This window comes from Serratia sp. P2ACOL2, assembly GCF_003691565.1.
Lineage (GTDB): Bacteria > Pseudomonadota > Gammaproteobacteria > Enterobacterales > Enterobacteriaceae > Serratia > Serratia liquefaciens.
Map to the genome: position 1 here is coordinate 870,474 of NZ_CP033162.1, position 19,543 is coordinate 890,016.

A 19,543-nucleotide genomic window follows, 5' to 3' on the forward strand; every position below is an offset into this window, starting at 1 on the left:
GCTATTCAAATCCTGTCACATGATGCGGCACATAAGCCGTTTCCAGCTCGGCTATCTCTTCCTGGGTTAATTCAAGATCGACGGCAGCAACGGCGTCTTCCAGATGTTCATGACGTGACGCGCCGATGATTGGCGCACTGACGACCGGCTTGCTCAATAGCCATGCCAGAGCGATTTGCGCCCGAGATACGCCGCGTTCTTGCGCAATGCTCGCCACGCGTTCTGCGATGATGGCGTCAATGCCTTCGGTTTCATCGTACAAGTTTTTGCCGACCTGATCGGACACCAGCCGCGCGGTGGTTTCACCCCATGGACGGGTCAGGCGCCCACGTGCCAGCGGGCTCCAGGGCAGCACCGCGATACCCTCGGCGGCGCACAGCGGCAGCATCTCTCGCTCTTCTTCCCGCTGGATCAGGTTGTACTGATCCTGCATGCTGACAAAACGCGTCCAGCCGTGCAGATCGGCGGTATAAAGTGCCTTGGCGAACTGCCAGGCGTACATCGAAGACGCGCCGATATAACGCGCCTTGCCGGCTTTCACCACCTCATGCAGCGCTTCCAGCGTTTCTTCCAGCGGCGTTTCATAGTCCCAACGGTGGATCTGCAACAGATCAACGTAGTCGGTGCCCAGTCGCTGCAAGCTATCGTCGATGGACTGCATGATTTTAGCGCGCGATAGCCCAGACTCGAGATTGCTCATCGGGAAATAGACTTTGGTGGCGAGCACCACTTCGTCACGGCGAGCGTAATCGCGCAGCGCCCGGCCGACGATCTCTTCGCTGCTGCCATCTGAGTAACTGTTGGCGGTATCGAAGAAGTTGATGCCGGCATCCAGCGCCTGTTTCAGCAGCGGGCGACTGCTTTCTTCCGGTAGCGTCCAGGCATGGTTGCCACGGTCGGGTTCACCGTAGGTCATGCAGCCGAGGCAGATGCGGGAAACGTTCAGGTCGGTATTGCCCAGTTTCAGATACTTCATGCTTTCCTCCCGGTATCAGCACAGAACTTTAACTGTAGCGGGTTTTCGGGCGACGCAAATGAAAACGCCTCCGCAATGCGGAGGCGTCGGTCAAATCAGGCGCGAAAATTATTGCGCCAGCCAGACCTCAATCTTCTGCTGTATCCCTGCGGCATCCAAACCCAGATCGACACGCACCTCTTCCTGGCTGCCTTGTGAGATAAAGCTGTCCGGCAGGCCGATATTCAGTACCGGGATAGCGCGACGCTTGGCCATCAGCAACTCGTTAACACCGCTACCGGCACCGCCCATAATGGCGTTTTCTTCCAGCGTGACCAGCGCGTCATGGCTGGCTGCCAGCTCCAGCACCAGCTGTTCGTCCAGCGGTTTTACGAAGCGCATATCCACCAGCGTGGCATTGAGCGCTTCCGCCACCTGCGCAGCTTCCGGCAGCAAGGTGCCGAAGTTCAGGATCGCCAGTTTTTCACCTTCACGGCGGACAACGCCTTTGCCGATCGGCAGCGCGCTAAGGGGCTCCAGCGGCGCGCCGGTACCCGTACCGCGAGGGTAACGTACGGCGCTTGGGCCTTCGTTATAGTGATAACCGGTGTAGAGCATTTGGCGGCATTCGTTCTCATCACTTGGCGTCATGATCACCATAGTCGGGATGCAGCGCATGAATGACAGATCGAACGCACCCTGGTGAGTCTGGCCGTCAGCGCCGACAATACCGCCGCGATCGATGGCAAACATCACCGGCAAATTTTGAATCGCGACGTCGTGGATCAGTTGATCGTAAGCGCGCTGCAGGAAGGTGGAGTAAATCGCCACCACCGGTTTGTAGCCGCCAATCGCCAACCCGGCAGCGAAGGTCACCGCGTGCTGTTCGGCGATCGCTACGTCAAAATATTGCTGCGGATAGTCGCGGGAGAATTGCACCATGCCCGAGCCTTCACGCATTGCCGGGGTAATCGCCATCAGTGAGCTGTCTTTGGCGGCGGTTTCGCACAGCCAATCGCCAAAGATTTTTGAATAGGTCGGCAGGCCGCCGGCGCTTTTCGGCAGGGTACCGCTGGCCGGATCGAATTTGGGTACCGCGTGGAAGCTGATCGGGTCTTTTTCTGCCGGTGCGTATCCACGGCCCTTTTTGGTCATGATATGCAGCAGTTGCGGGCCTTTCAGGTCACGCATGTTCTTCAACGTAGCGACCAGTCCCTGAACGTCATGGCCGTCGACCGGGCCAATGTAGTTAAAGCCTAGCTCTTCGAACAGCGTGCCCGGCACGACCATGCCTTTCAGGTGTTCTTCGGTACGCTTGACCAGCTCTTTGATTGGCGGCAGGCCGGACAGCACTTTTTTACCGCCCTCACGCAGGGTGGAGTAAAGCTTGCCGGACAACAGCTGCGCCAGATGATTGTTCAGCGCACCGACGTTTTCCGAAATCGACATTTCATTGTCGTTAAGCACCACCAGCATATCCGGATCGATGTCACCGGCGTGGTTCATGGCTTCAAACGCCATACCGGCGGTGATGGCGCCATCGCCGATAACGCAAACCGTACGGCGATTTTTGCCTTCGCGAGCCGCAGCTACCGCCATGCCGAGACCGGCGCTGATCGAAGTCGAGGAGTGACCAACCGACAACACGTCATACTCACTTTCCGCACGCCATGGGAAAGGGTGCAGGCCATTTTTCTGGCGAATGGTAGAAATCTTGTCGCGGCGACCGGTCAAAATTTTATGCGGGTAAGCCTGATGACCCACGTCCCACACCAGATGATCGAAGGGGGTGTGGTACACATAGTGCAACGCCACCGTCAGTTCGACGGTTCCCAGCCCGGAGGCAAAGTGGCCGCTGGAACGGCTGACGCTGTCCAGCAGGTATTGCCGAAGTTCGTCACACAGTTTCGGCAGGCTCTCTTTCGGCAGCGAACGGAGTTCATCGGGATTTTCCGCTAGCGCCAGGGTCGGGTATTTGGCTATATCAAGACTCATTCGATACTCATATCAGAGGAGTTAACGTCACACGTTAATTGTCGCGTTCAATAATGAAGCTGGCTAACGCTCGCAATGGCGCTGTGTTATAAGATTGTGCTGCCAAAGTGTCTAATGCAGCTAAAGCTTCCTGATAGAGATCCCACGCTTTTGCTTTCGCGCTGTCAAGCCCGAGCAAAGCTGGATAGGTGCTCTTTCCGTGTTGCTGGTCCGCCCCCTGGCGTTTACCGATTTTTTCGGTTTCGCCGACCACGTCCAAAATATCATCCTGCACCTGAAAAGCCAGGCCTATCGCGGCGGCGTATCGGTCAAGCTGCGGCAGCGCTTTACGGCCGGGTTCACCGGCGGCCAGAGCCCCAAGGCGAACTGCTGCGCGAATTAACGCGCCGGTTTTGTGGCGATGGATCTGTTCCAACGCTTCCAGACCTATCTGCTTATCTTCGGCTTCCAGATCCAGCGATTGCCCACCGCACATGCCGGCAACGCCGCTGGCGGTGGCCAGCTCGGAAACCATCGCCAACCGATCGCGCAGCGCCACGTCGGGCATGTCGGCATCGGCCAGAATGGTGAATGCCAGCGTTTGCAATGCATCTCCGGCAAGAATGGCATTGGCCTCGCCAAATTTGATGTGGCAGGTTGGCTGACCGCGACGCAGATCGTCGTCGTCCATGGCCGGCAAGTCGTCATGGATCAGCGAGTAGGCGTGAATGCATTCTACCGCAGCTGCGGGAGCATCCAAATTATTCAGTGATACGCCAAACATCTGCCCGGTAGTGTACACCAGAAACGGACGCAGGCGTTTCCCGCCAAGCAGTGCACCGTGACGCATTGCCGCCACCATATTGCCATCGTTGAATGGCAACGGTGCGATAAAATCCAGCAGCGTGCGGTCGGCCCGCTGGCGCAAGGCCTGCAACTGGTCAGAAAAAGCGGTCTGTTGGACAGTTACGGACATGGTGATTACTCGGCATCCGGTGTGAAAGGCGTCAGCGCAGCATCATCGGCGCTGTCGTTAAGCAAAATTTGTACGCGCTGCTCCGCCTGCTGCAGCTTCTGCTGGCCCTGACGCGCCAACTGCACGCCGCGTTCGAATTCATTCAGCGCGTCTTCCAGCGGTAACTCACCCGATTCCAGACGCGTCACGATGTTTTCCAGCTCGCTGAGGGAGCTCTCAAAGCTGACGTTTTGCTCTGTACTGTCTGATTGTGCAGGTTTTTTCGGCATAATTTTCTTTTTACATCATCATGTGAACAGTGGCGCCAGAGCCTATCCTAGCGGATCTTGATTGGCAAATCATGGCGCGCATGTGTGGTTTTGTGCACCGAGGCTCACCAGATAGTGATATACTCTGCGCCGCAAATGCGATTGATAAAACATTCGGCAACCCCGTGGGTTTTATCAATCGCATATACATTGTAAATCCTTTTCCCTCGTAATTCTGACAATAAAGACCGCCATGAAGTTTATCATTAAATTGTTCCCGGAAATCACCATCAAGAGCCAATCTGTGCGCTTGCGCTTTATCAAGATCCTCTCGACCAGTATCCGTAACGTCCTGAAGCAGTATGATGAAACACTGGCGGTCGTCCGTCACTGGGATCATATCGAAGTTCGCGCCAAAGATGAAAACCAGCGGCCGGTAATTGCCGACGCGTTAACGCGCATTCCCGGCATTCACCACATTCTGGAAGTGGAAGACCGCGACTATACCGATATCCACCATATTTTTGAGCAGACGCTGGAGGCCTACCGCGAGCAACTGCAGGGGAAAACTTTCTGCGTGCGCGTAAAGCGCCGCGGCAAGCAGGACTTCAATTCGCAAGACGTTGAGCGTTACGTCGGTGGCGGTCTGAACCAGCACATTGAGAGCGCGCGCGTTAAACTGTCGCACCCGCAGGTGACGGTTAACCTGGAAATCGAAGACGACAAGCTGATGCTGGTCAAAGCCCGTCGTGAAGGCATTGGCGGTTACCCGGTGGGCACTCAGGAAGACGTGCTGTCGCTGATTTCCGGTGGTTTCGACTCGGGCGTTTCCAGCTATATGCTGATGCGCCGTGGTTGCCGCGTGCATTATTGCTTCTTCAACCTGGGCGGCGCCGCACATGAAATTGGCGTGCGGCAGGTGGCTCACTACCTGTGGAACCGTTTTGCCAGTTCGCACAAGGTGCGCTTTATCGCCATCGATTTTGAACCTGTGGTCGGTGAGATCCTCGAGAAGGTCGAAGACGGTCAAATGGGCGTGGTGCTTAAGCGCATGATGGTGCGCGCCGCTTCACAGATAGCGGAGCGTTACGGCGTGCAGGCTCTGGTGACCGGTGAGGCGCTGGGACAGGTTTCCAGCCAAACGCTGACTAACCTGCGTTTGATCGACAACGCATCCGATACGCTGATTCTGCGTCCGCTGATCTCCCACGACAAAGAGCACATCATCAAAGTGGCGCGTGAGATTGGCACCGAAGACTTCGCCAAGACTATGCCGGAATACTGCGGCGTGATCTCGAAAAGCCCGACGGTGAAGGCGGTCAAAGCCAAAATCGAAGAAGAAGAAGCTCACTTTGACTTCAGCATTCTCGATCGCGTGGTCAGCGAAGCCAAGAACGTGGACATTCGCACCATCGCCGAGCAGACGCAGGAACAGGTTACCGAAGTGGAAACCGTGGCGGCGTTTGGCGCTGACGAGGTGATTCTGGATATTCGTTCTAATGACGAGCAGGAAGACAAGCCGCTGAAGCTGGATCAGGTTGAGGTGAAACCGCTGCCGTTCTACAAACTCAGCACCCAGTTTGGCGATTTGGACCAGAGCAAAACCTACCTGCTGTACTGTGAACGTGGCGTGATGAGCCGCTTGCAGGCGCTGTATTTGCTGGAGCAGGGCTACAGCAACGTCAAGGTTTACCGTCCGTAATCAATCCAGGGGCGGGTAAACCGCCCCTGTGATTTAATCGCGAAAGTCGTACATCCCCGGAATCAAGACCAGTTGAGCGGCAATCTCCGCCGCTTTGGCTTTCCCCAGCAGTAGATCAATCAGCTTCAGCGCAAACTCCATCGAAGTTCCCGGCCCCTGGCTGGTGAGCAGATTAACGCGCGCGTCGTATACCACACGTCGTTCCATCCATTTATCGGCCGGGATCTGTTCTTTCAGCCCCGGGAAGCCGGTCATATTGCCGACGGGGAACAGATCGTGATGTTGCAGCACCAGCGCGGGTGCGGCACAAATGGCGGCGACGATATTGCCCTGCAGATGCATCTGACGCACTTTCTCCACCAGCAGCGGGCTGTCGCGGAAACACTCGGCACCTTTCAGGCCGCCGGGTAACACTATAGCGTCGAAGGGATCATCGACAATAGACACCAGCGCCGCATCTGCCAGCAGCTTGACGCCGCGTGAGCAGACAATGGTCAGGTCGCCATCGCCGGCTACGCTGGCTGTAGTGACTTTGATGCCCGCCCGAACCAACAGATCTATCGTGGTGACGGCTTCGATTTCTTCGCTACCAGGTGCCAGGCAGACCAGCGCCGATACGCTCATATTCATTTTCCTTTCGCTTAATCAATTCAAACAGTCGCGCGTTCTCCGGCAGAGTCACGCCGTGGCTGCGTGCGCGACGCAGCAGATAGCCGGTAATGTAGTCGATCTCGGTATGCCGCTGAGTGCGGATATCTTGCAGCATCGAAGAGACGTTGTCCGCAGTGCTCTGGATCACCTCCATCACATACTGCTGTAAGCCTTCGCAGGAGGTATGGTAACCCTCCATCGCCATCACGCCGGCGACTTCACGGCAGATAATCTCAATTTGTTCCGGATAGCGCTGCAAATCGCCATTGCGGCAGTTATACAGGGCCGTTAACGGATTAATCACACAGTTGACCGCAAGTTTGCGCCAGTTCGCCGAGGCAATGTTGTTGTGCCAGGCGACGTCAGGCAGTGCCTGATGCAGCACTTCCGCCAGGTGGCTGAGCGAAGTCGCCGCCGGAGATGTCGGGCCGATATGGGTGGTGCCGCCGGCAACATGGATAATAGTGCTGCCGTCATGGCGTGCCGCATGGGTGGTGGTACCCTGCAGTATCGGCTGGTTGTTCGGCGGCAGCTCGTCCTGCGTGCCCATGCCGTTATGCAGCAGCAGGATGGCGCAACGCGGGTGCAGCTTCGGCAGCAGGGCGCTAACCGCCCCAGAGACCTGCCAGGCTTTTAGCGTGACCAGCAACAGTTCGCTCTGGGCCAGATGTTCAGGATCGTTGGTGGGCAAATTACGGTTGAACGAGAGGCCTTCAGGCTCAATGACGTTCACTGCGCAAAAGGGTTGCGGTACTCGTAACCATCCCTGTACGTCGTGGCCCTGCTGATAAAGCCGGGAGAGCCACAGCTGTCCGAGCGCGCCGCAACCAAGAACAGTTATTTTCATCCAGACTCCTTGGGGTAACGGAAAGAACGCCCAGTATCTATCCTATAATTATAGACTTTTCTGCTGCGCGGCGGGGCCGGCAAATTTTGTCTGAGGCGCTAAAGCGGTTATCATGCTCGGCATCGAAATCGCCTATCGCATTAGGCTCTAATTCAGGAGGAAGAAGTATGCCATCTTTCGACATTGTTTCCGAAATTGATATGCAAGAAGTACGTAACGCCGTTGAGAACGCCACGCGCGATCTTGGCACCCGTTGGGATTTCCGTAACGTGCCGGCCAGCTTTGAGCTGAACGAAAAAAACGAAAGCATCAAGGTTGCCAGCGAATCTGATTTTCAGGTGCAGCAGCTGCTCGATATTCTGCGTGAAAAACTCAGCAAGCGCAGCATTGACGGCGGCGCGCTGGAGATCCCCGAAGAGCTGACCCACAGCGGTAAAACCTACAGTGTGGAAGCCAAGCTGAAGCAGGGTATTGAAGCCGCCCAGGCGAAGAAAATCGTCAAGCTGATCAAAGACAGCAAGCTGAAAGTTCAGGTGCAAATCCAAGGGGATGAAGTACGGGTAACCGGTAAATCACGCGACGACCTGCAGGGCGTGATGGCGCTGGTGCGCGGTGCCGATCTGGGGCAGCCTTTCCAGTTCAAAAACTTCCGCGACTGATCCTTTCGCCAAGAAGAATATATTGATGGGGCCGGCTTGCCGGCCCTTTTCTTTACAGCGAATTCACCAGCGCTTCCAACTGGCCGCGGTTGGTTTGCTTGGTATCGACCTTTACGTAGGCGCTGCGCTCTTCCGGCACCACAATCGCTTCTGCTACACCCGGCTGGGCCTTCAGGCGGCTTTCCAACGCCGAGTCTTTCACTGCCAGTTCCGACAGCGTAATACGCAGGCTGCTCACGTACGGCGGTTCCTGCATGGTGCTGCTGACCATGAACCAGATGGCGGCTAAAACTGCCCCGGCGATAAAGACCAATCCCGCGCCCTGCAGGCCGTACAGAAAGCCTCCCAGGCTGCCGCCAATTGCCACGCCGATAAACTGGCTGGTGGAGTAAACCCCCATCGCCGTGCCTTTATAGCCCGCCGGCGACTCTTTACTGATCAGGGAAGGCAGGATCGCTTCCATCACGTTGAACGCCATAAAGAACAACTGAACGCCGGCAATAATGCCCCAAAGATGCGCGCCGGACAGCCACAGCAGCACTTCAGCACAGAACAATACCGCCACGCAGCCCATAAACACCTGCTTCATGCGGCGCTTCTTTTCGGCATAGATGATAAACGGCACTACGGCGGCGAAAGACACCAGCATGGTGATCAGATAGACAATCCAGTGTTCGCTGGGCGCCAAACCGGCTTTTTCCATCGCTAATGGCAGTGCCACGAAGCTGGACATCAACAAGATGTGCAAGCACATGATGCCGAAATTCAGTTTCAGCAGGCGGGAATTGCTCAACACCTTGCTGAAACTGCCACGGACTATACTGGATTCGCGGTTCAGCACGTGGCTGCTGGCGGAAGGCACGACCGCCAGGGTGATGACGATACCGGCCAATGCCAGCACGGCAATCATCCAGAACAGCGCATGCAGGCCAAAAGCGTGGGTGACTATCGGGCCGACCACCATGGCGATGGCGAAGGTAATACCAAAGCTGACGCCGATGAATGCCATCGCTTTGGTACGGTTCTGTTCCCGGGTGAGATCAGACAGTAGTGCCATCACCGCTGCGGCGATAGCGCCGGAACCTTGCAATGCCCGGCCGAGGATCACCCCCCAGATGGAGTCGGTGGCGGCGGCGATCACGCTACCCAGCGCGAAGATCAACAGCCCGCCGACAATCAGCGGCTTGCGGCCGATGCGGTCGGAAATCAGGCCGAAGGGAATTTGGAACACCGCTTGCGCCAGGCCGTAAATGCCAATGGCGATACCGATCAGCGTTTCGCTGGCGCCGTTCAACGCCATACCGTAGGTGGTCAGTACCGGCAGCACCATAAACATGCCGAGCATGCGCAGTGAGAATACCGTTCCTAATCCCCAGGTCGCCCGTCGTTCCAGCGGGGTCATTGCATTATCGTTCATTAAAACCTCATTAAAAGCCATTCCGTCAGGTTATCGGTGATAACGCCTGATGGGATAGCTTCTGTTAAAACTGCGTCATTTTAGTGTGAAGGGCAGGGGGGGGTAAATCTAATGTTGTTTAGCAGATATTACAGTTCGTCGGTTTTTCTGCGAGACAAATAAAATGGGCCGCTAAGCGGCCCATAGAGAGCGGACAAAGACCTCAGTAGCTAGTAGTAATGCATTGAGTACTAATAGAAACAAAGGATTATATCTCTGCCTTGCCCCAAACATCCGAAAACCACGTTTTTCGGGTGTTTGTCATCAATTTAATGGGCCGCTAAGCGGCCCATTCACAGACGATTTGGCTTACCAGACGTAAGTCATCAAGGTTTCCGGCGAGGCCGAAGCGCTGAAGTCGATAGACATCATCACGCTGAGCGAGGTAATGGCAACAATCGAGAACACAAACAGTTTGCGTGCCCAAACGCTGTCATTTTCGGCTTTGTAACCACGCAGCGCCATCCCCAGCCACCAAACGCTTACCGCCGCAGCGACGATCAGGTATTTGTAGCCGGCATAGCCGCCCAAAGTCAGCATCAGCGTAGCAACCATAAACGCCACGATGTAGACGGTGATGTGGTTCTTCGCCACCGAGATGCCTTTGACGACAGGCAGTACCGGAATGTTGGCCGCCTGGTAATCTTTAAAGCGGAAGATGGCAATCGCATAGGAATGCGGCATCTGCCACAGGCTAAAGATAGCCAGCAGGATCAACGCACCGGCATCGAACTCGTTGGTGACCGCACAGTAACCGATAACCGGTGGTGCAGCGCCCGACAAGCTGCCGATCAGCGTGCCATATACCGAGTGGCGTTTCATGTACAGGCTGTAGACGCCGACATAAACCACAAAGCCCATCACCGCCAGCCACATGGCCAGCGGGTTGGCGCCAATATACAGCAACGCAAAGCCCGCAATACCCAGGGCGGTAGCGTAAACCAGGCTTACACTCGGCGCGATCAGGCCTTTTACCAGCACCCGATTCTTCGTTCTCTCCATTTTCTTGTCGATGTCGCGGTCAATGTAGTTGTTAAACACACAGCCCGAAGCGACAACCAACGAGACACCCACCAGGGTGGCGAGAAACAGGGGATAGTCGATGCTTCCTTTGGAAGCCAACAGGAATCCCCCGACGACAGAAATTAAATTGCCGAAAATAATTCCTGGTTTAGTTACTTGCAGGTATTGCTTAATCATCACGTGCAGCTCGACTCTTAACTGACCATCATATTGATGTTGAGGTTGTACATAATCCAGAGTGAACCCACAACAACGATACCGATGATCATAGCGGTGAACAGCAATGCCACCAGGTTCCAGCGCTCTTCCGATGAGGTATTCATGTGCAGGAAGTAAATCAGGTGAACGACGACCTGAATCACTGCCATGCCAACAACAACCGCCAGGATGGTTGAGTGAGAGGCGGTACCGCTCATCACCATCGCAAATGGAATCACCGTCAGGATGATCGACAGAATAAAGCCGATCAGATAGGTCTTGACGCTACCGTGGCTTGCGCCGCCGTGAGAAGTTTCATGGGATGAATGACTCATGACATAACCCCCAGCAGGTAAACAACGGTGAAGACGCAGATCCAGACCACGTCCAGGAAGTGCCAGAACAGGCTCAGGCACATCAAACGGGTTTTGTTGGTTGCGGTCAGGCCACGCTTGCTGACCTGAATCATCATGATGATGATCCAAACCAGACCGGTAGTTACGTGCAGACCGTGGGTCGCAACCAGCGCGAAGAAGCTGGACAGGAACGCACTGCGATCCGGGCCATAGCCTTCAACGATCAGGTGATGGAATTCGTAGATTTCCATCGCAACGAAGCCCAGACCGAACAGGAAGGTCAGGAACAGCCAGGTGTTAACGCTGCTAACCTTGCCTTTGTTCATGCCGATCATCGCCATACCGTAGGTGATGGAGCTGAACAACAGCAGGAAGGTTTCAACCAGGACAAACTTCAGATCGAAGATGTCTTTGCCAGAGGGACCGCCAGCGGTCCCGTTCACCAGTACTGCATAAGTCGCGAACAAGCTCGCAAACAAAATACAGTCGCTCATCAGGTAGATCCAGAATCCGAAGACTTTGGTCTCTCCTGCGTCGTGGTGCCCATGCTCTGCATGGGCTGCGTTATGGTTAGTCAGAGTATCAGTTGACATGTTTCACGCCTGCTTTGCTGATTTGTTCATAGTGTTGGTTTTCAATGCGCTCGATCTCATCAACCTGCACATAGTAATCAACATCTTCATCGAAGCTCTTGGCAATCCAGGTCACGATCATACCTACGAAGGCAGCGATCGCCATCCACCAGATGTCCCAGATCATCGCGAAACCAAATACCAGGCTGAAGCCAGCAATAATCACACCGGCACCGGTATTCTTCGGCATATGAATCGGTTCGTATTTAGCCGGTTTCTTATAAGCTACGCCTTTTTCTTTCATGTCCCAGAATTCATCACGGTCATGAATCTGTGGCACTACGGCAAAGTTATAGAACGGCGGTGGAGACGAAGTCGACCACTCCAGCGTACGAGCACCCCATGGGTCACCGGTCAGGTCACGGTTCTGCTCACGGTCACGCACACTGACGAACACCTGAATCACTTGGCACAGGATACCGCAGGCAATCAGAGCCGCGCCGCCAGCCGCTACCAGCAGCAGTGGGTGGAACTCTGGGTTGATGTTCTGGCTGATACGACGAGTCATACCCATAAAGCCCAGAGCATACAGCGGCATAAAGGCAACGAAGAAGCCGATGATCCAGAACCAGAACGCACGGATACCCCATTTTTCGTTCAGCGTGAAGCCGAAGGATTTAGGGAACCAGTAGGTCAGGCCTGCGAAGCAACCGAACACCACACCACCAATGATAACGTTATGGAAGTGGGCAATCAGGAACAGACTGTTGTGCAGCACGAAGTTCGCGCCCGGCACGGCCAACAGAACACCGGTCATACCACCCACGGAGAAGGTGATGATGAAGCCGATGGTCCACAGCATAGCGGAGTTGAGCTGAATGCGGCCTTGGTACATGGTGAACAGCCAGTTGAAGATTTTCACCCCGGTAGGGATGGAAATGATCATGGTGGCAATACCGAAGAAGGCGTTTACGTTCGCGCCGGACCCCATGGTAAAGAAGTGGTGCAGCCATACGATGAACGACAGAACGGTAATCGCGATGGTTGCCCATACCAGTGAGGTATAGCCGAACAGACGTTTTCTCGAGAAGGTCGCGGTGACTTCGGAGAACACACCGAACACCGGCAGAACCAGGATATACACCTCTGGGTGACCCCAGGCCCAAATCAGGTTGATGTACATCATCATGTTGCCGCCCATATCATTGGTAAAGAAATGGGTGCCCAGATAGCGATCCAGGGTCAGCAACGCGATGGTTACGGTCAGAATTGGGAAAGAAACGATGATCAGGACGTTAGTACACAGAGCCGCCCAGGTGAACACCGGCATCTTCATCAGAGGCATGCCAGGAGCACGCATCTTCAGAATGGTGGCGAAGAAGTTCACACCGGTCAACAGGGTACCGATACCGGAAATCTGCAGACTCCAGATCCAGTAGTCGACCCCGACGCCAGGACTGTATTCCTTGCCCGACAGCGGCGGATACGCCAGCCAACCTGTCTGCGCGAACTCACCAACCCCCAGAGAGATGTTGATCAGCACTACGCCCACCACGAAGAACCAGAAGCTCAGGGAGTTCAGGAACGGGAAGGCAACGTCGCGCGCACCGATTTGCAAAGGTACCACTACGTTCATCAGACCGACCACGAAAGGCATCGCCATGAAGAAGATCATGATGACGCCGTGGGCGGTGAAGATTTGGTCGTAGTGGTGCGGCGGCAGGAATCCGGCCTCGCCGGCGGACGCAAGCGCCTGCTGACTACGCATCATGATGGCATCGGCAAAACCACGCAGCAGCATAACCATTGCCACGATGATGTACATGATACCAATTTTTTTATGGTCAACCGAAGTCAACCAATCGCTCCATAGCCATTTCCACTTGCCGAAATAGGTTATCAGCGCCAGCAGTGCCAGGCCCCCAATAACAATTGCAGCAACGGTGACCATGATGATCGGTTCGTGGTACGGAACCGCATCAATCGTTAATTTTCCCAACATCAGTTTATTCCTCGGCTCCGGCGTGAGCATGTTCACCCATGTCCATACCCTGGCTCATGTCCATACCTTCGTGCGCGGTAGCGCCTTTGTGCATGTCCATATCACCCATGAATTTGCCAATAGTTTCTTTGAACAAATTCGGTTTGACACTGGAGAAGTACTCGACCGGGTTGTTTTCACTCGGCTCTGCCAGTTTGTTAAAGTCGCTGGTGGCGTTTAGGTTATTCGACGATGCTTTCACCTTGGCAACCCACTGATCGAAGTCGCCTTCGGTTGGGGTGACAATGGCGGTGAATTTCATGCCGGAGAACCCGCGACCGCTGAAGCTGCTTGAAATACCGTCGTATTTGCCTGCTTCATTGCCGATCAGGTGCAGTTTGGTCTGCATCCCGGCCATCGCATAAATCTGCCCACCTAACTGAGGAATAAAGAACGAGTTCATTACCGAGTTAGAGGTGATCTTGAATTCGACTGGAACATCTTTCGGGAAGGCCAGCTCATTAACCGTCGCGATACCTTGTTCCGGGTAGATAAACAGCCATTTCCAGTCGAGCGACACCACTTCGATCGTCATCGGCTTCTTGTCAGTGACAATTGGCTTGAACGGATCCAGTTCGTGGGTAGTCTTCCAAGTAATGGTGCCCAGGATGGCGATGATAATGATAGGAATGGTCCAGACGACCGCTTCGATCTTGTTGGAATGTGACCAGTTCGGACTGTATTTGGCGTCTTTGTTGGAAGCACGGTACTTCCAGGCAAAGGCGAACGCCATAAAGATAACTGGTATCACTACGATCAACATCAATGCGATTGCAGTGATAATCAGTGTCCGTTGCTCAACACCAATTGCTCCTTTGGGATTCATCAATACCATATTGCAACCACTGAGCATTACAGTGGAGGCAATTAATGACAACATCCCAATACTTTTATTGTATTTCTTAAGTCTCATCTAACGACCTCAATTACAAAGGCTCTATTGTCGTTTCATGTGTGCGGGCATTTTACGGGAAGGTTGCAGTACTGTAAACATGCTTAAGGGAGTGTCAGCGCCTTGTTGACACTTTCTGTTAAGGGTGTCACAGATGTCACGCTACGTGACAATTTACTAATGGCAACAACGCGTTGGCGCGCTGAATCGTTCCGGGTAATTCGTATGTTAAGGAAAACTAAAGGTATGATGAATCTTTCAGGTGAAAACGCTTTTTTGAAATACGAATGAAAGGTTTATTTAATGTAAAATAATTGTGTCTTAAAGGTGAATTTAATTTTATTTCCGAGCGCCGTACTCGGATAAAAAAATAATTTGGACGGGAATTATATTTTTTAACTAAATAAATACATCACTCTGATGCGTTTTTGTCGACCGGCACGATGGCCGGTCGACTCGATCAGGCCAGCCGGGTACGACGCAGTGCCAGATAGTCCAGCAGGCTCCCCATCGCAATACCCACCAGACTCAGCGCGGCGCCCATCTGCAGTAACCGATCGGCCAGGTTCGGCAAGAGGGTCCAGTCGAGCGCATTGGTGATAAGCAGGAGCAGCCACAGGCCCAGCAAGGAGCAGCCCAGCGTCAGCAGGCGCAATGCCCAGCGGTAAAACTGGCGGAATTCGGTACGCGGCATGAAGTTATCGGTGCGTTGAGTATATTCCAGCGTCTGACGGCACAGGTGCAACAGCAGCAGACCAGGCACCGCGGCAACGATCGAGAATAAATAGAACAGTGGCCAGCCGTGTGCTTCAACAAACCATCCGGCAATCGGCCCGACGTATACCCGTCCGACGGCAGATAACGCCGACAGCAGGGCAAACTGGGTGGCGGAAAATGACTTGTTGCACAGCGTCATCAGCAACGCGACAAAGGCCGCGGTGCCCATGCCGCCACACAGGTTTTCCAGGAAGATGGCGCTGCCCATGGTCATGATGTTTTTATCGGTGACCGCCAGTATCCAATAGCCGAGATTGGAAACCGCCTGCAGAATGCCGAACAGCATCAGGGCACGGAACAGGCTGAGGCGTTGCATCAGCACGCCGCCAAACAGCGCGCCGACGATGGTGGCGAACAGGCCGAGCGTTTTGTTGACCAAGCCGACTTCACCGGCATCGAAGCCGACGCCACGGATCAGGAAGGTGGTGCTCAGGCTGCCGGCAAAGGCATCGCCCATCTTGTACATCACGATCAGCAGTAAAATCAGCCAGGCATTGTTACGCGCAAAGAAATCACGCAGCGGAGCGACTACCGCCTGCTCCATGGTGCGCGGTGCCGGAATGCTGTCGTCGGGTTCAGGCGCCAAAAGGGTGGCAACAATACCGATCAACATCAAACCGGCCATCAACCAATAGGTCGACTGCCAGCCTAAGTAGCGGTCCGCCAGCCACAGCGCCAACCCACCGGACACCAGCATCGCCAGCCGGTAACCCAATACCGAGACGGCGGCACCGGTGCCGCGTTCTTCTGCGCTCAGCAGATCGGTTTTATAGGCGTCAAAAACAATATCCTGTGACGCAGAACAGAACGCCACCAGTACCGCCAATGCCGCCAGCCACCACAGGTGCTGTGCCGGCTGCATAAAGCCCATCGCCACAATCGACACCACCAGCAACAGCTGGCTGATCAGTAACCAGCCGCGCCGCCGCCCGAGAAAGGGCGGGGTGTAGCGATCCATAAAGGGCGACCAGAGGAATTTGAACACATAGGCCTGACCGACCAGCGAAAAAATGCCGATGGTTTTCAGATCGATGTTTTCGACGGTCATCCAGGCTTGCAGCGTGCCGGAGGTCAGTGCCAAGGGCAGACCCGACGCGAAGCCCAGCAGCAGGAGGATGGCGGAATTACGCTGGGTAAAGATATTCAGATACTGTTTCGACATGAGTTCCCTGTCTGCACCGCCCGATGGTTCGGGCGGCACAAGGCGTTCGCGGATTAACGCGCGTTTTGCTTGATGAAGTCGTTGACGCTGGTGTCTTGCGCCATATCGGCAATAACGTCGCCCAACACGGTGTTGACCGCGTTAGTGATTTTCTCGTTGGTTGCCGTGAAGGCACCCTGAACGTTATAGGTTGAACGGTAGTTTTTCACCTGTTTGTTGCCGTTTTTGGCCTGGGCGGTAATAGAAATATCAGCCTTGGTGGTGATGTTGTAGCGCAGGTTGCCTTCGGAGACGTCTGCATACAGGTTATTGACCACGATTTGCAGATCAACTGCGCCATCAGCGCCAATCATGTAGCCGCGTGCGCCCATTTGTTTCTCGAGCACTTCCTGCAGCAAGAAGCGCAGATCGCGTGATGGCGTCAACGTCACCAACTGGCCGTCGCGGTTCACTTTCGCCAGCGCCTGGTCCTGACGCTGATCCGCGCCGTTAATGCTGATGGTCACGCCCTGCAGGGTCGGATCCTGCTGCGGCAGGACGATCTTCGGCGTCACATTGAGGGTGTTGCTGCTGGTGGCACAGCCGGCCAGCATCAGTGCGGCCAACAGTGGAAGGCAAAGTTTTTTTAACATAGTTACTGTCTCATTCTCGATGGATTTTAAGCCGCCGCAAACTGCCAAGATTAACGAAGCGGGTTTGAGCAAGCTTTCTGTAATAATCAGAGCGGGATAGCCAACAACAAATTGTCGACATCATAGCATCGCCGCCGGCCGGAGGAAGCGCAGAACGCAATGGAGTGACAAATTTTTACCTGCCGTTGATAAAAACATGCTTTTTTGGCCGTCTCAATCAGATAAACCTCAAGCGACGGCGGATGTTGACCGTTTTTTGTCCGCAAAAAAGAGAAATTTACCTGAGGAATGGTCTAAAAGGGACGAAAGCGGCTAAGATTGAAATAGATGGGGGCGGTCCTCTGCCGGTGTAGTAAGGAGATCCTATGATTCGCGAGCAAATAGAAGCAAAGTTAAGGGCGGCGTTTGAGCCCGCGTATCTGGAAGTCGTTGATGAAAGTTATCGTCATAACGTTCCGGCGGGTTCAGAAAGCCATTTCAAGGTGGTATTGGTTAGCGATCGCTTCGTTGGCGAACGCTTCCTGACGCGGCATCGTTCGATTTACGGCGTGCTGTCAGAGGAGTTGGCGGATGGCGTACATGCGCTGGCGTTGCACACCTACACCCTGAAAGAGTGGGAAGGGTTGCAGGATACCGTGCCGGCGTCTCCGCCTTGTCGTGGGGCCGGAACCTTGGCCTGACGGCTAAATTTGCGGTATCAGTGGAACTTTGACCACGATTTGGGGTATTACTACAGACGAATTTTGGAACGGCCTGCGGGCCGTTTCTGTTTTTGACGACGACATAGCCGATGCGTAATGCAGCGAAGGCCGGGTCGGCTTCGGCGGCCTTTTGGCGATCAAATCGGCAAAAGTGTGAGTTTTAGCGCGCCGCCGCCGCCTTGCTTTCCTCGACTCGCTCCGCTTGCGCCGCTATAATGTCGCGTCTTATTTTTCCGGAATGGTTTCGGGACGCTTCTGTCATCAGGAAACTCGGTTCTGTAATGTAGCCGTCCTGGTTCTTGGAACGGAGTTGACCGAGCACTGTGATTTTTTTGAGGTAACAAGATGCAAGTTTCAGTAGAAACCACTCAAGGCCTTGGGCGCCGTCTCTCTATTACTGTACCCGCTGATACTATCAAGCAGGCTATTAAAAAAGAGCTGATCAACGCGGCAAAAAGCGTTCGTATCGATGGCTTCCGTAAAGGCCATGTACCGATGAACATCGTTGAGCAACGTTATGGCGCTTCCGTTCGTCAAGACGTGCTGGGCGAAGCGATGCAACGCAGCTTTGTTGATGCGATCATCAAAGAAAAGATCAATCCGGCCGGCGCACCAAACTACGTGCCGGGCGAGTACAAAGAAGGTGAAGATTTCACTTTCGCGGTTGAATTCGAAGTGTATCCGGAAGTTGAGCTGAAAGGCCTGGACAGCATCGAAGTTGAGAAGCCGGTTGTTGAAGTTAACGACGCCGACGTTGACACCATGCTGGACACCCTGCGCAAGCAGCAGGCGACCTGGAAAGACAGCGATCGCGCAGCGCAAGCTGAAGACCGCGTAACCGTAGATTTCTCCGGTTCTATCGATGGCGAAGAGTTTGAAGGCGGCAAAGCCTCTGACTTCGTACTGGCTATGGGCCAGGGCCGCATGATCCCAGGCTTCGAAGAAGGTCTGGTCGGTCATAAAGCCGGTGAAGAATTCACTATCGACGTTAACTTCCCAGAAGATTACCACGCTGAAAACCTGAAGGGCAAAGCGGCTAAATTCGCTATCGTTCTGAAGAAAGTGGAAGAGCGTGAGCTGCCAGAGCTGACTGAAGAATTCATCAAACGTTTCGGCGTGGCTGATGGTTCTATCGAAGGCCTGCGTGCTGAAGTGCGTAAAAACATGGAGCGCGAGCTGAAAGGCGCAGTGCGTAACCGCATCAAGACTCAGGCAATCGACGGTCTGGTCAGCGCTAACGAAATCGACGTTCCTGCTGCGCTGATCGACGGCGAAGTTGACGTTCTGCGCCGTCAGGCTGCACAGCGTTTCGGCGGCAACGAGAAGCAAGCGCTGGAACTGCCACGCGAACTGTTCGAAGAGCAGGCTAAGCGTCGCGTAGTTGTTGGCCTGCTGCTGGGCGAAGTGATCAGCACCAACGATCTGAAAGCTGACGAAGATCGCGTTAAGACGCTGATCGAAGAAATGGCTTCCGCTTACGAAGATCCAAGTGAAGTTGTTGAGTTCTACAGCAAAAACAAAGAGCTGATGAACAACATGCGCAACGTTGCTCTGGAAGAACAAGCGGTTGAAGCCCTGCTGGCAAAAGCGAAAGTGACTGAAAAAGCCACTACCTTCAGCGAGCTGATGAACCAGACTCAACAGGCGTAATGTCTGTACGCCAGGGCGCAATCTAACGCGCCTTCGGGGCTGGCTTGCCGGCCCCGGCGTTAAAAAAGCCC

18 protein-coding genes are annotated in these 19,543 nt (G+C 54.5%); 4 read left to right on the plus strand and 14 right to left on the minus strand.

What is annotated here, in order from left to right:
* Position 1: 1 nt before the first annotated feature.
* From EBA31_RS04140 to xseB, 4 genes are all read right to left on the minus strand, one after another.
* The gene (locus EBA31_RS04140) at positions 2–976 is read right to left on the minus strand and encodes an aldo/keto reductase (RefSeq protein WP_046374358.1); all 975 of its coding nucleotides are present in this window, start codon (positions 974–976) and stop codon (positions 2–4) included.
* Between the two features lie 108 nt (positions 977–1,084).
* Complete coding sequence (dxs, locus tag EBA31_RS04145) at positions 1,085–2,950, minus strand: 1-deoxy-D-xylulose-5-phosphate synthase (protein WP_116691066.1); 1,866 nt, start codon at positions 2,948–2,950, stop codon at positions 1,085–1,087.
* Positions 2,951–2,984: 34 nt separating this feature from the next.
* Positions 2,985–3,905, minus strand: a complete 921-nt coding sequence (gene ispA / locus EBA31_RS04150; RefSeq protein WP_122077490.1) for a (2E,6E)-farnesyl diphosphate synthase — start codon at positions 3,903–3,905, stop codon at positions 2,985–2,987.
* A gap of 5 nt (positions 3,906–3,910) precedes the next feature.
* Complete coding sequence (gene xseB, locus EBA31_RS04155; RefSeq protein ID WP_020825478.1) at positions 3,911–4,174, minus strand: exodeoxyribonuclease VII small subunit; 264 nt, start codon at positions 4,172–4,174, stop codon at positions 3,911–3,913.
* 232 nt (positions 4,175–4,406) lie between these two features.
* Here xseB and thiI point away from each other — a divergent pair, with 232 nt between their 5' ends.
* Positions 4,407–5,855 carry a tRNA uracil 4-sulfurtransferase ThiI gene (thiI, locus tag EBA31_RS04160; protein WP_044548680.1) on the plus strand — a complete coding sequence of 483 codons (1,449 nt, stop codon included), beginning with the start codon at positions 4,407–4,409 and terminating at the stop codon, positions 5,853–5,855.
* Between the two features lie 33 nt (positions 5,856–5,888).
* Here thiI and yajL read toward each other — a convergent pair whose 3' ends face one another.
* Entirely contained in the window at positions 5,889–6,479 is a 591-nt protein-coding gene (gene yajL, locus EBA31_RS04165) for a protein deglycase YajL (RefSeq protein ID WP_020825480.1), read from the minus strand.
* On the minus strand, positions 6,442–7,353 hold the full coding sequence (gene panE, locus EBA31_RS04170) for a 2-dehydropantoate 2-reductase (protein WP_122077492.1): 912 nt from the start codon (positions 7,351–7,353) through the stop codon (positions 6,442–6,444). Before panE ends, yajL begins: the two co-directional genes overlap by 38 nt.
* 167 nt (positions 7,354–7,520) lie before the next feature.
* Here panE and EBA31_RS04175 point away from each other — a divergent pair, with 167 nt between their 5' ends.
* Complete coding sequence (locus tag EBA31_RS04175) at positions 7,521–8,012, plus strand: YajQ family cyclic di-GMP-binding protein (RefSeq protein ID WP_020825482.1); 492 nt, start codon at positions 7,521–7,523, stop codon at positions 8,010–8,012.
* Between the two features lie 52 nt (positions 8,013–8,064).
* Here the strand turns inward: EBA31_RS04175 and EBA31_RS04180 are convergent, their stop codons facing one another.
* From EBA31_RS04180 to EBA31_RS04215, 8 genes are all read right to left on the minus strand, one after another.
* Positions 8,065–9,429: an MFS transporter gene (locus tag EBA31_RS04180; protein WP_122077494.1), complete on the minus strand. Its 1,365-nt coding sequence runs from the start codon at positions 9,427–9,429 to the stop codon at positions 8,065–8,067.
* Positions 9,430–9,777: 348 nt separating this feature from the next.
* The gene (cyoE, locus tag EBA31_RS04185) at positions 9,778–10,668 is read right to left on the minus strand and encodes a heme o synthase (protein WP_020825484.1); all 891 of its coding nucleotides are present in this window, start codon (positions 10,666–10,668) and stop codon (positions 9,778–9,780) included.
* A gap of 17 nt (positions 10,669–10,685) precedes the next feature.
* Positions 10,686–11,024 (minus strand): cytochrome o ubiquinol oxidase subunit IV, encoded by a 339-nt coding sequence (locus EBA31_RS04190; RefSeq protein ID WP_020825485.1) that lies wholly within the window; start codon positions 11,022–11,024, stop codon positions 10,686–10,688.
* Complete coding sequence (locus EBA31_RS04195) at positions 11,021–11,638, minus strand: cytochrome o ubiquinol oxidase subunit III (protein ID WP_046374351.1); 618 nt, start codon at positions 11,636–11,638, stop codon at positions 11,021–11,023. Before EBA31_RS04195 ends, EBA31_RS04190 begins: the two co-directional genes overlap by 4 nt.
* The gene (cyoB, locus tag EBA31_RS04200) at positions 11,628–13,619 is read right to left on the minus strand and encodes a cytochrome o ubiquinol oxidase subunit I (protein WP_020825487.1); all 1,992 of its coding nucleotides are present in this window, start codon (positions 13,617–13,619) and stop codon (positions 11,628–11,630) included. The genes EBA31_RS04195 and cyoB overlap by 11 nt, the downstream gene beginning before the upstream one ends.
* Positions 13,620–13,623: 4 nt before the next feature.
* Positions 13,624–14,571 (minus strand): cytochrome o ubiquinol oxidase subunit II, encoded by a 948-nt coding sequence (gene cyoA, locus EBA31_RS04205; RefSeq protein WP_041414273.1) that lies wholly within the window; start codon positions 14,569–14,571, stop codon positions 13,624–13,626.
* Between the two features lie 439 nt (positions 14,572–15,010).
* On the minus strand, positions 15,011–16,489 hold the full coding sequence (ampG, locus tag EBA31_RS04210; RefSeq protein ID WP_048759602.1) for a muropeptide MFS transporter AmpG: 1,479 nt from the start codon (positions 16,487–16,489) through the stop codon (positions 15,011–15,013).
* A 53-nt stretch (positions 16,490–16,542) separates the two neighbouring features.
* A complete protein-coding gene (locus tag EBA31_RS04215) occupies positions 16,543–17,121 on the minus strand; it encodes a lipoprotein (RefSeq protein WP_006319785.1) in 579 nt (192 codons plus the stop codon).
* Positions 17,122–17,486: 365 nt separating this feature from the next.
* Here EBA31_RS04215 and bolA point away from each other — a divergent pair, with 365 nt between their 5' ends.
* Both bolA and tig read left to right on the plus strand, forming a co-directional pair.
* Positions 17,487–17,801: a transcriptional regulator BolA gene (bolA, locus tag EBA31_RS04220; protein ID WP_004940361.1), complete on the plus strand. Its 315-nt coding sequence runs from the start codon at positions 17,487–17,489 to the stop codon at positions 17,799–17,801.
* Positions 17,802–18,167: 366 nt separating this feature from the next.
* Positions 18,168–19,472 (plus strand): trigger factor, encoded by a 1,305-nt coding sequence (gene tig / locus EBA31_RS04230; RefSeq protein WP_020825490.1) that lies wholly within the window; start codon positions 18,168–18,170, stop codon positions 19,470–19,472.
* Positions 19,473–19,543 lie beyond the last annotated feature (71 nt).

Excerpts from the sequence above, each read along its gene's own strand:
- cyoB (WP_020825487.1), bottom strand. The coding sequence starts at position 13,619 with ATGTTGGGAAAATTAACGATTGATGCGGTTCCGTACCACGAACCGATC.
- EBA31_RS04190 (WP_020825485.1), bottom strand. The coding sequence starts at position 11,024 with ATGAGTCATTCATCCCATGAAACTTCTCACGGCGGCGCAAGCCACGGT.
- panE (WP_122077492.1), bottom strand. The coding sequence starts at position 7,353 with ATGAAAATAACTGTTCTTGGTTGCGGCGCGCTCGGACAGCTGTGGCTC.
- dxs (WP_116691066.1), bottom strand. The coding sequence starts at position 2,950 with ATGAGTCTTGATATAGCCAAATACCCGACCCTGGCGCTAGCGGAAAAT.
- EBA31_RS04215 (WP_006319785.1), bottom strand. The coding sequence starts at position 17,121 with ATGTTAAAAAAACTTTGCCTTCCACTGTTGGCCGCACTGATGCTGGCC.
- ispA (WP_122077490.1), bottom strand. The coding sequence starts at position 3,905 with ATGTCCGTAACTGTCCAACAGACCGCTTTTTCTGACCAGTTGCAGGCC.
- xseB (WP_020825478.1), bottom strand. The coding sequence starts at position 4,174 with ATGCCGAAAAAACCTGCACAATCAGACAGTACAGAGCAAAACGTCAGC.
- tig (WP_020825490.1), top strand. The coding sequence starts at position 18,168 with ATGCAAGTTTCAGTAGAAACCACTCAAGGCCTTGGGCGCCGTCTCTCT.
- ampG (WP_048759602.1), bottom strand. The coding sequence starts at position 16,489 with ATGTCGAAACAGTATCTGAATATCTTTACCCAGCGTAATTCCGCCATC.
- EBA31_RS04180 (WP_122077494.1), bottom strand. The coding sequence starts at position 9,429 with ATGAACGATAATGCAATGACCCCGCTGGAACGACGGGCGACCTGGGGA.
- cyoA (WP_041414273.1), bottom strand. The coding sequence starts at position 14,571 with ATGAGACTTAAGAAATACAATAAAAGTATTGGGATGTTGTCATTAATT.
- EBA31_RS04175 (WP_020825482.1), top strand. The coding sequence starts at position 7,521 with ATGCCATCTTTCGACATTGTTTCCGAAATTGATATGCAAGAAGTACGT.
- yajL (WP_020825480.1), bottom strand. The coding sequence starts at position 6,479 with ATGAGCGTATCGGCGCTGGTCTGCCTGGCACCTGGTAGCGAAGAAATC.
- EBA31_RS04195 (WP_046374351.1), bottom strand. The coding sequence starts at position 11,638 with ATGTCAACTGATACTCTGACTAACCATAACGCAGCCCATGCAGAGCAT.
- thiI (WP_044548680.1), top strand. The coding sequence starts at position 4,407 with ATGAAGTTTATCATTAAATTGTTCCCGGAAATCACCATCAAGAGCCAA.
- cyoE (WP_020825484.1), bottom strand. The coding sequence starts at position 10,668 with ATGATTAAGCAATACCTGCAAGTAACTAAACCAGGAATTATTTTCGGC.
- bolA (WP_004940361.1), top strand. The coding sequence starts at position 17,487 with ATGATTCGCGAGCAAATAGAAGCAAAGTTAAGGGCGGCGTTTGAGCCC.
- EBA31_RS04140 (WP_046374358.1), bottom strand. The coding sequence starts at position 976 with ATGAAGTATCTGAAACTGGGCAATACCGACCTGAACGTTTCCCGCATC.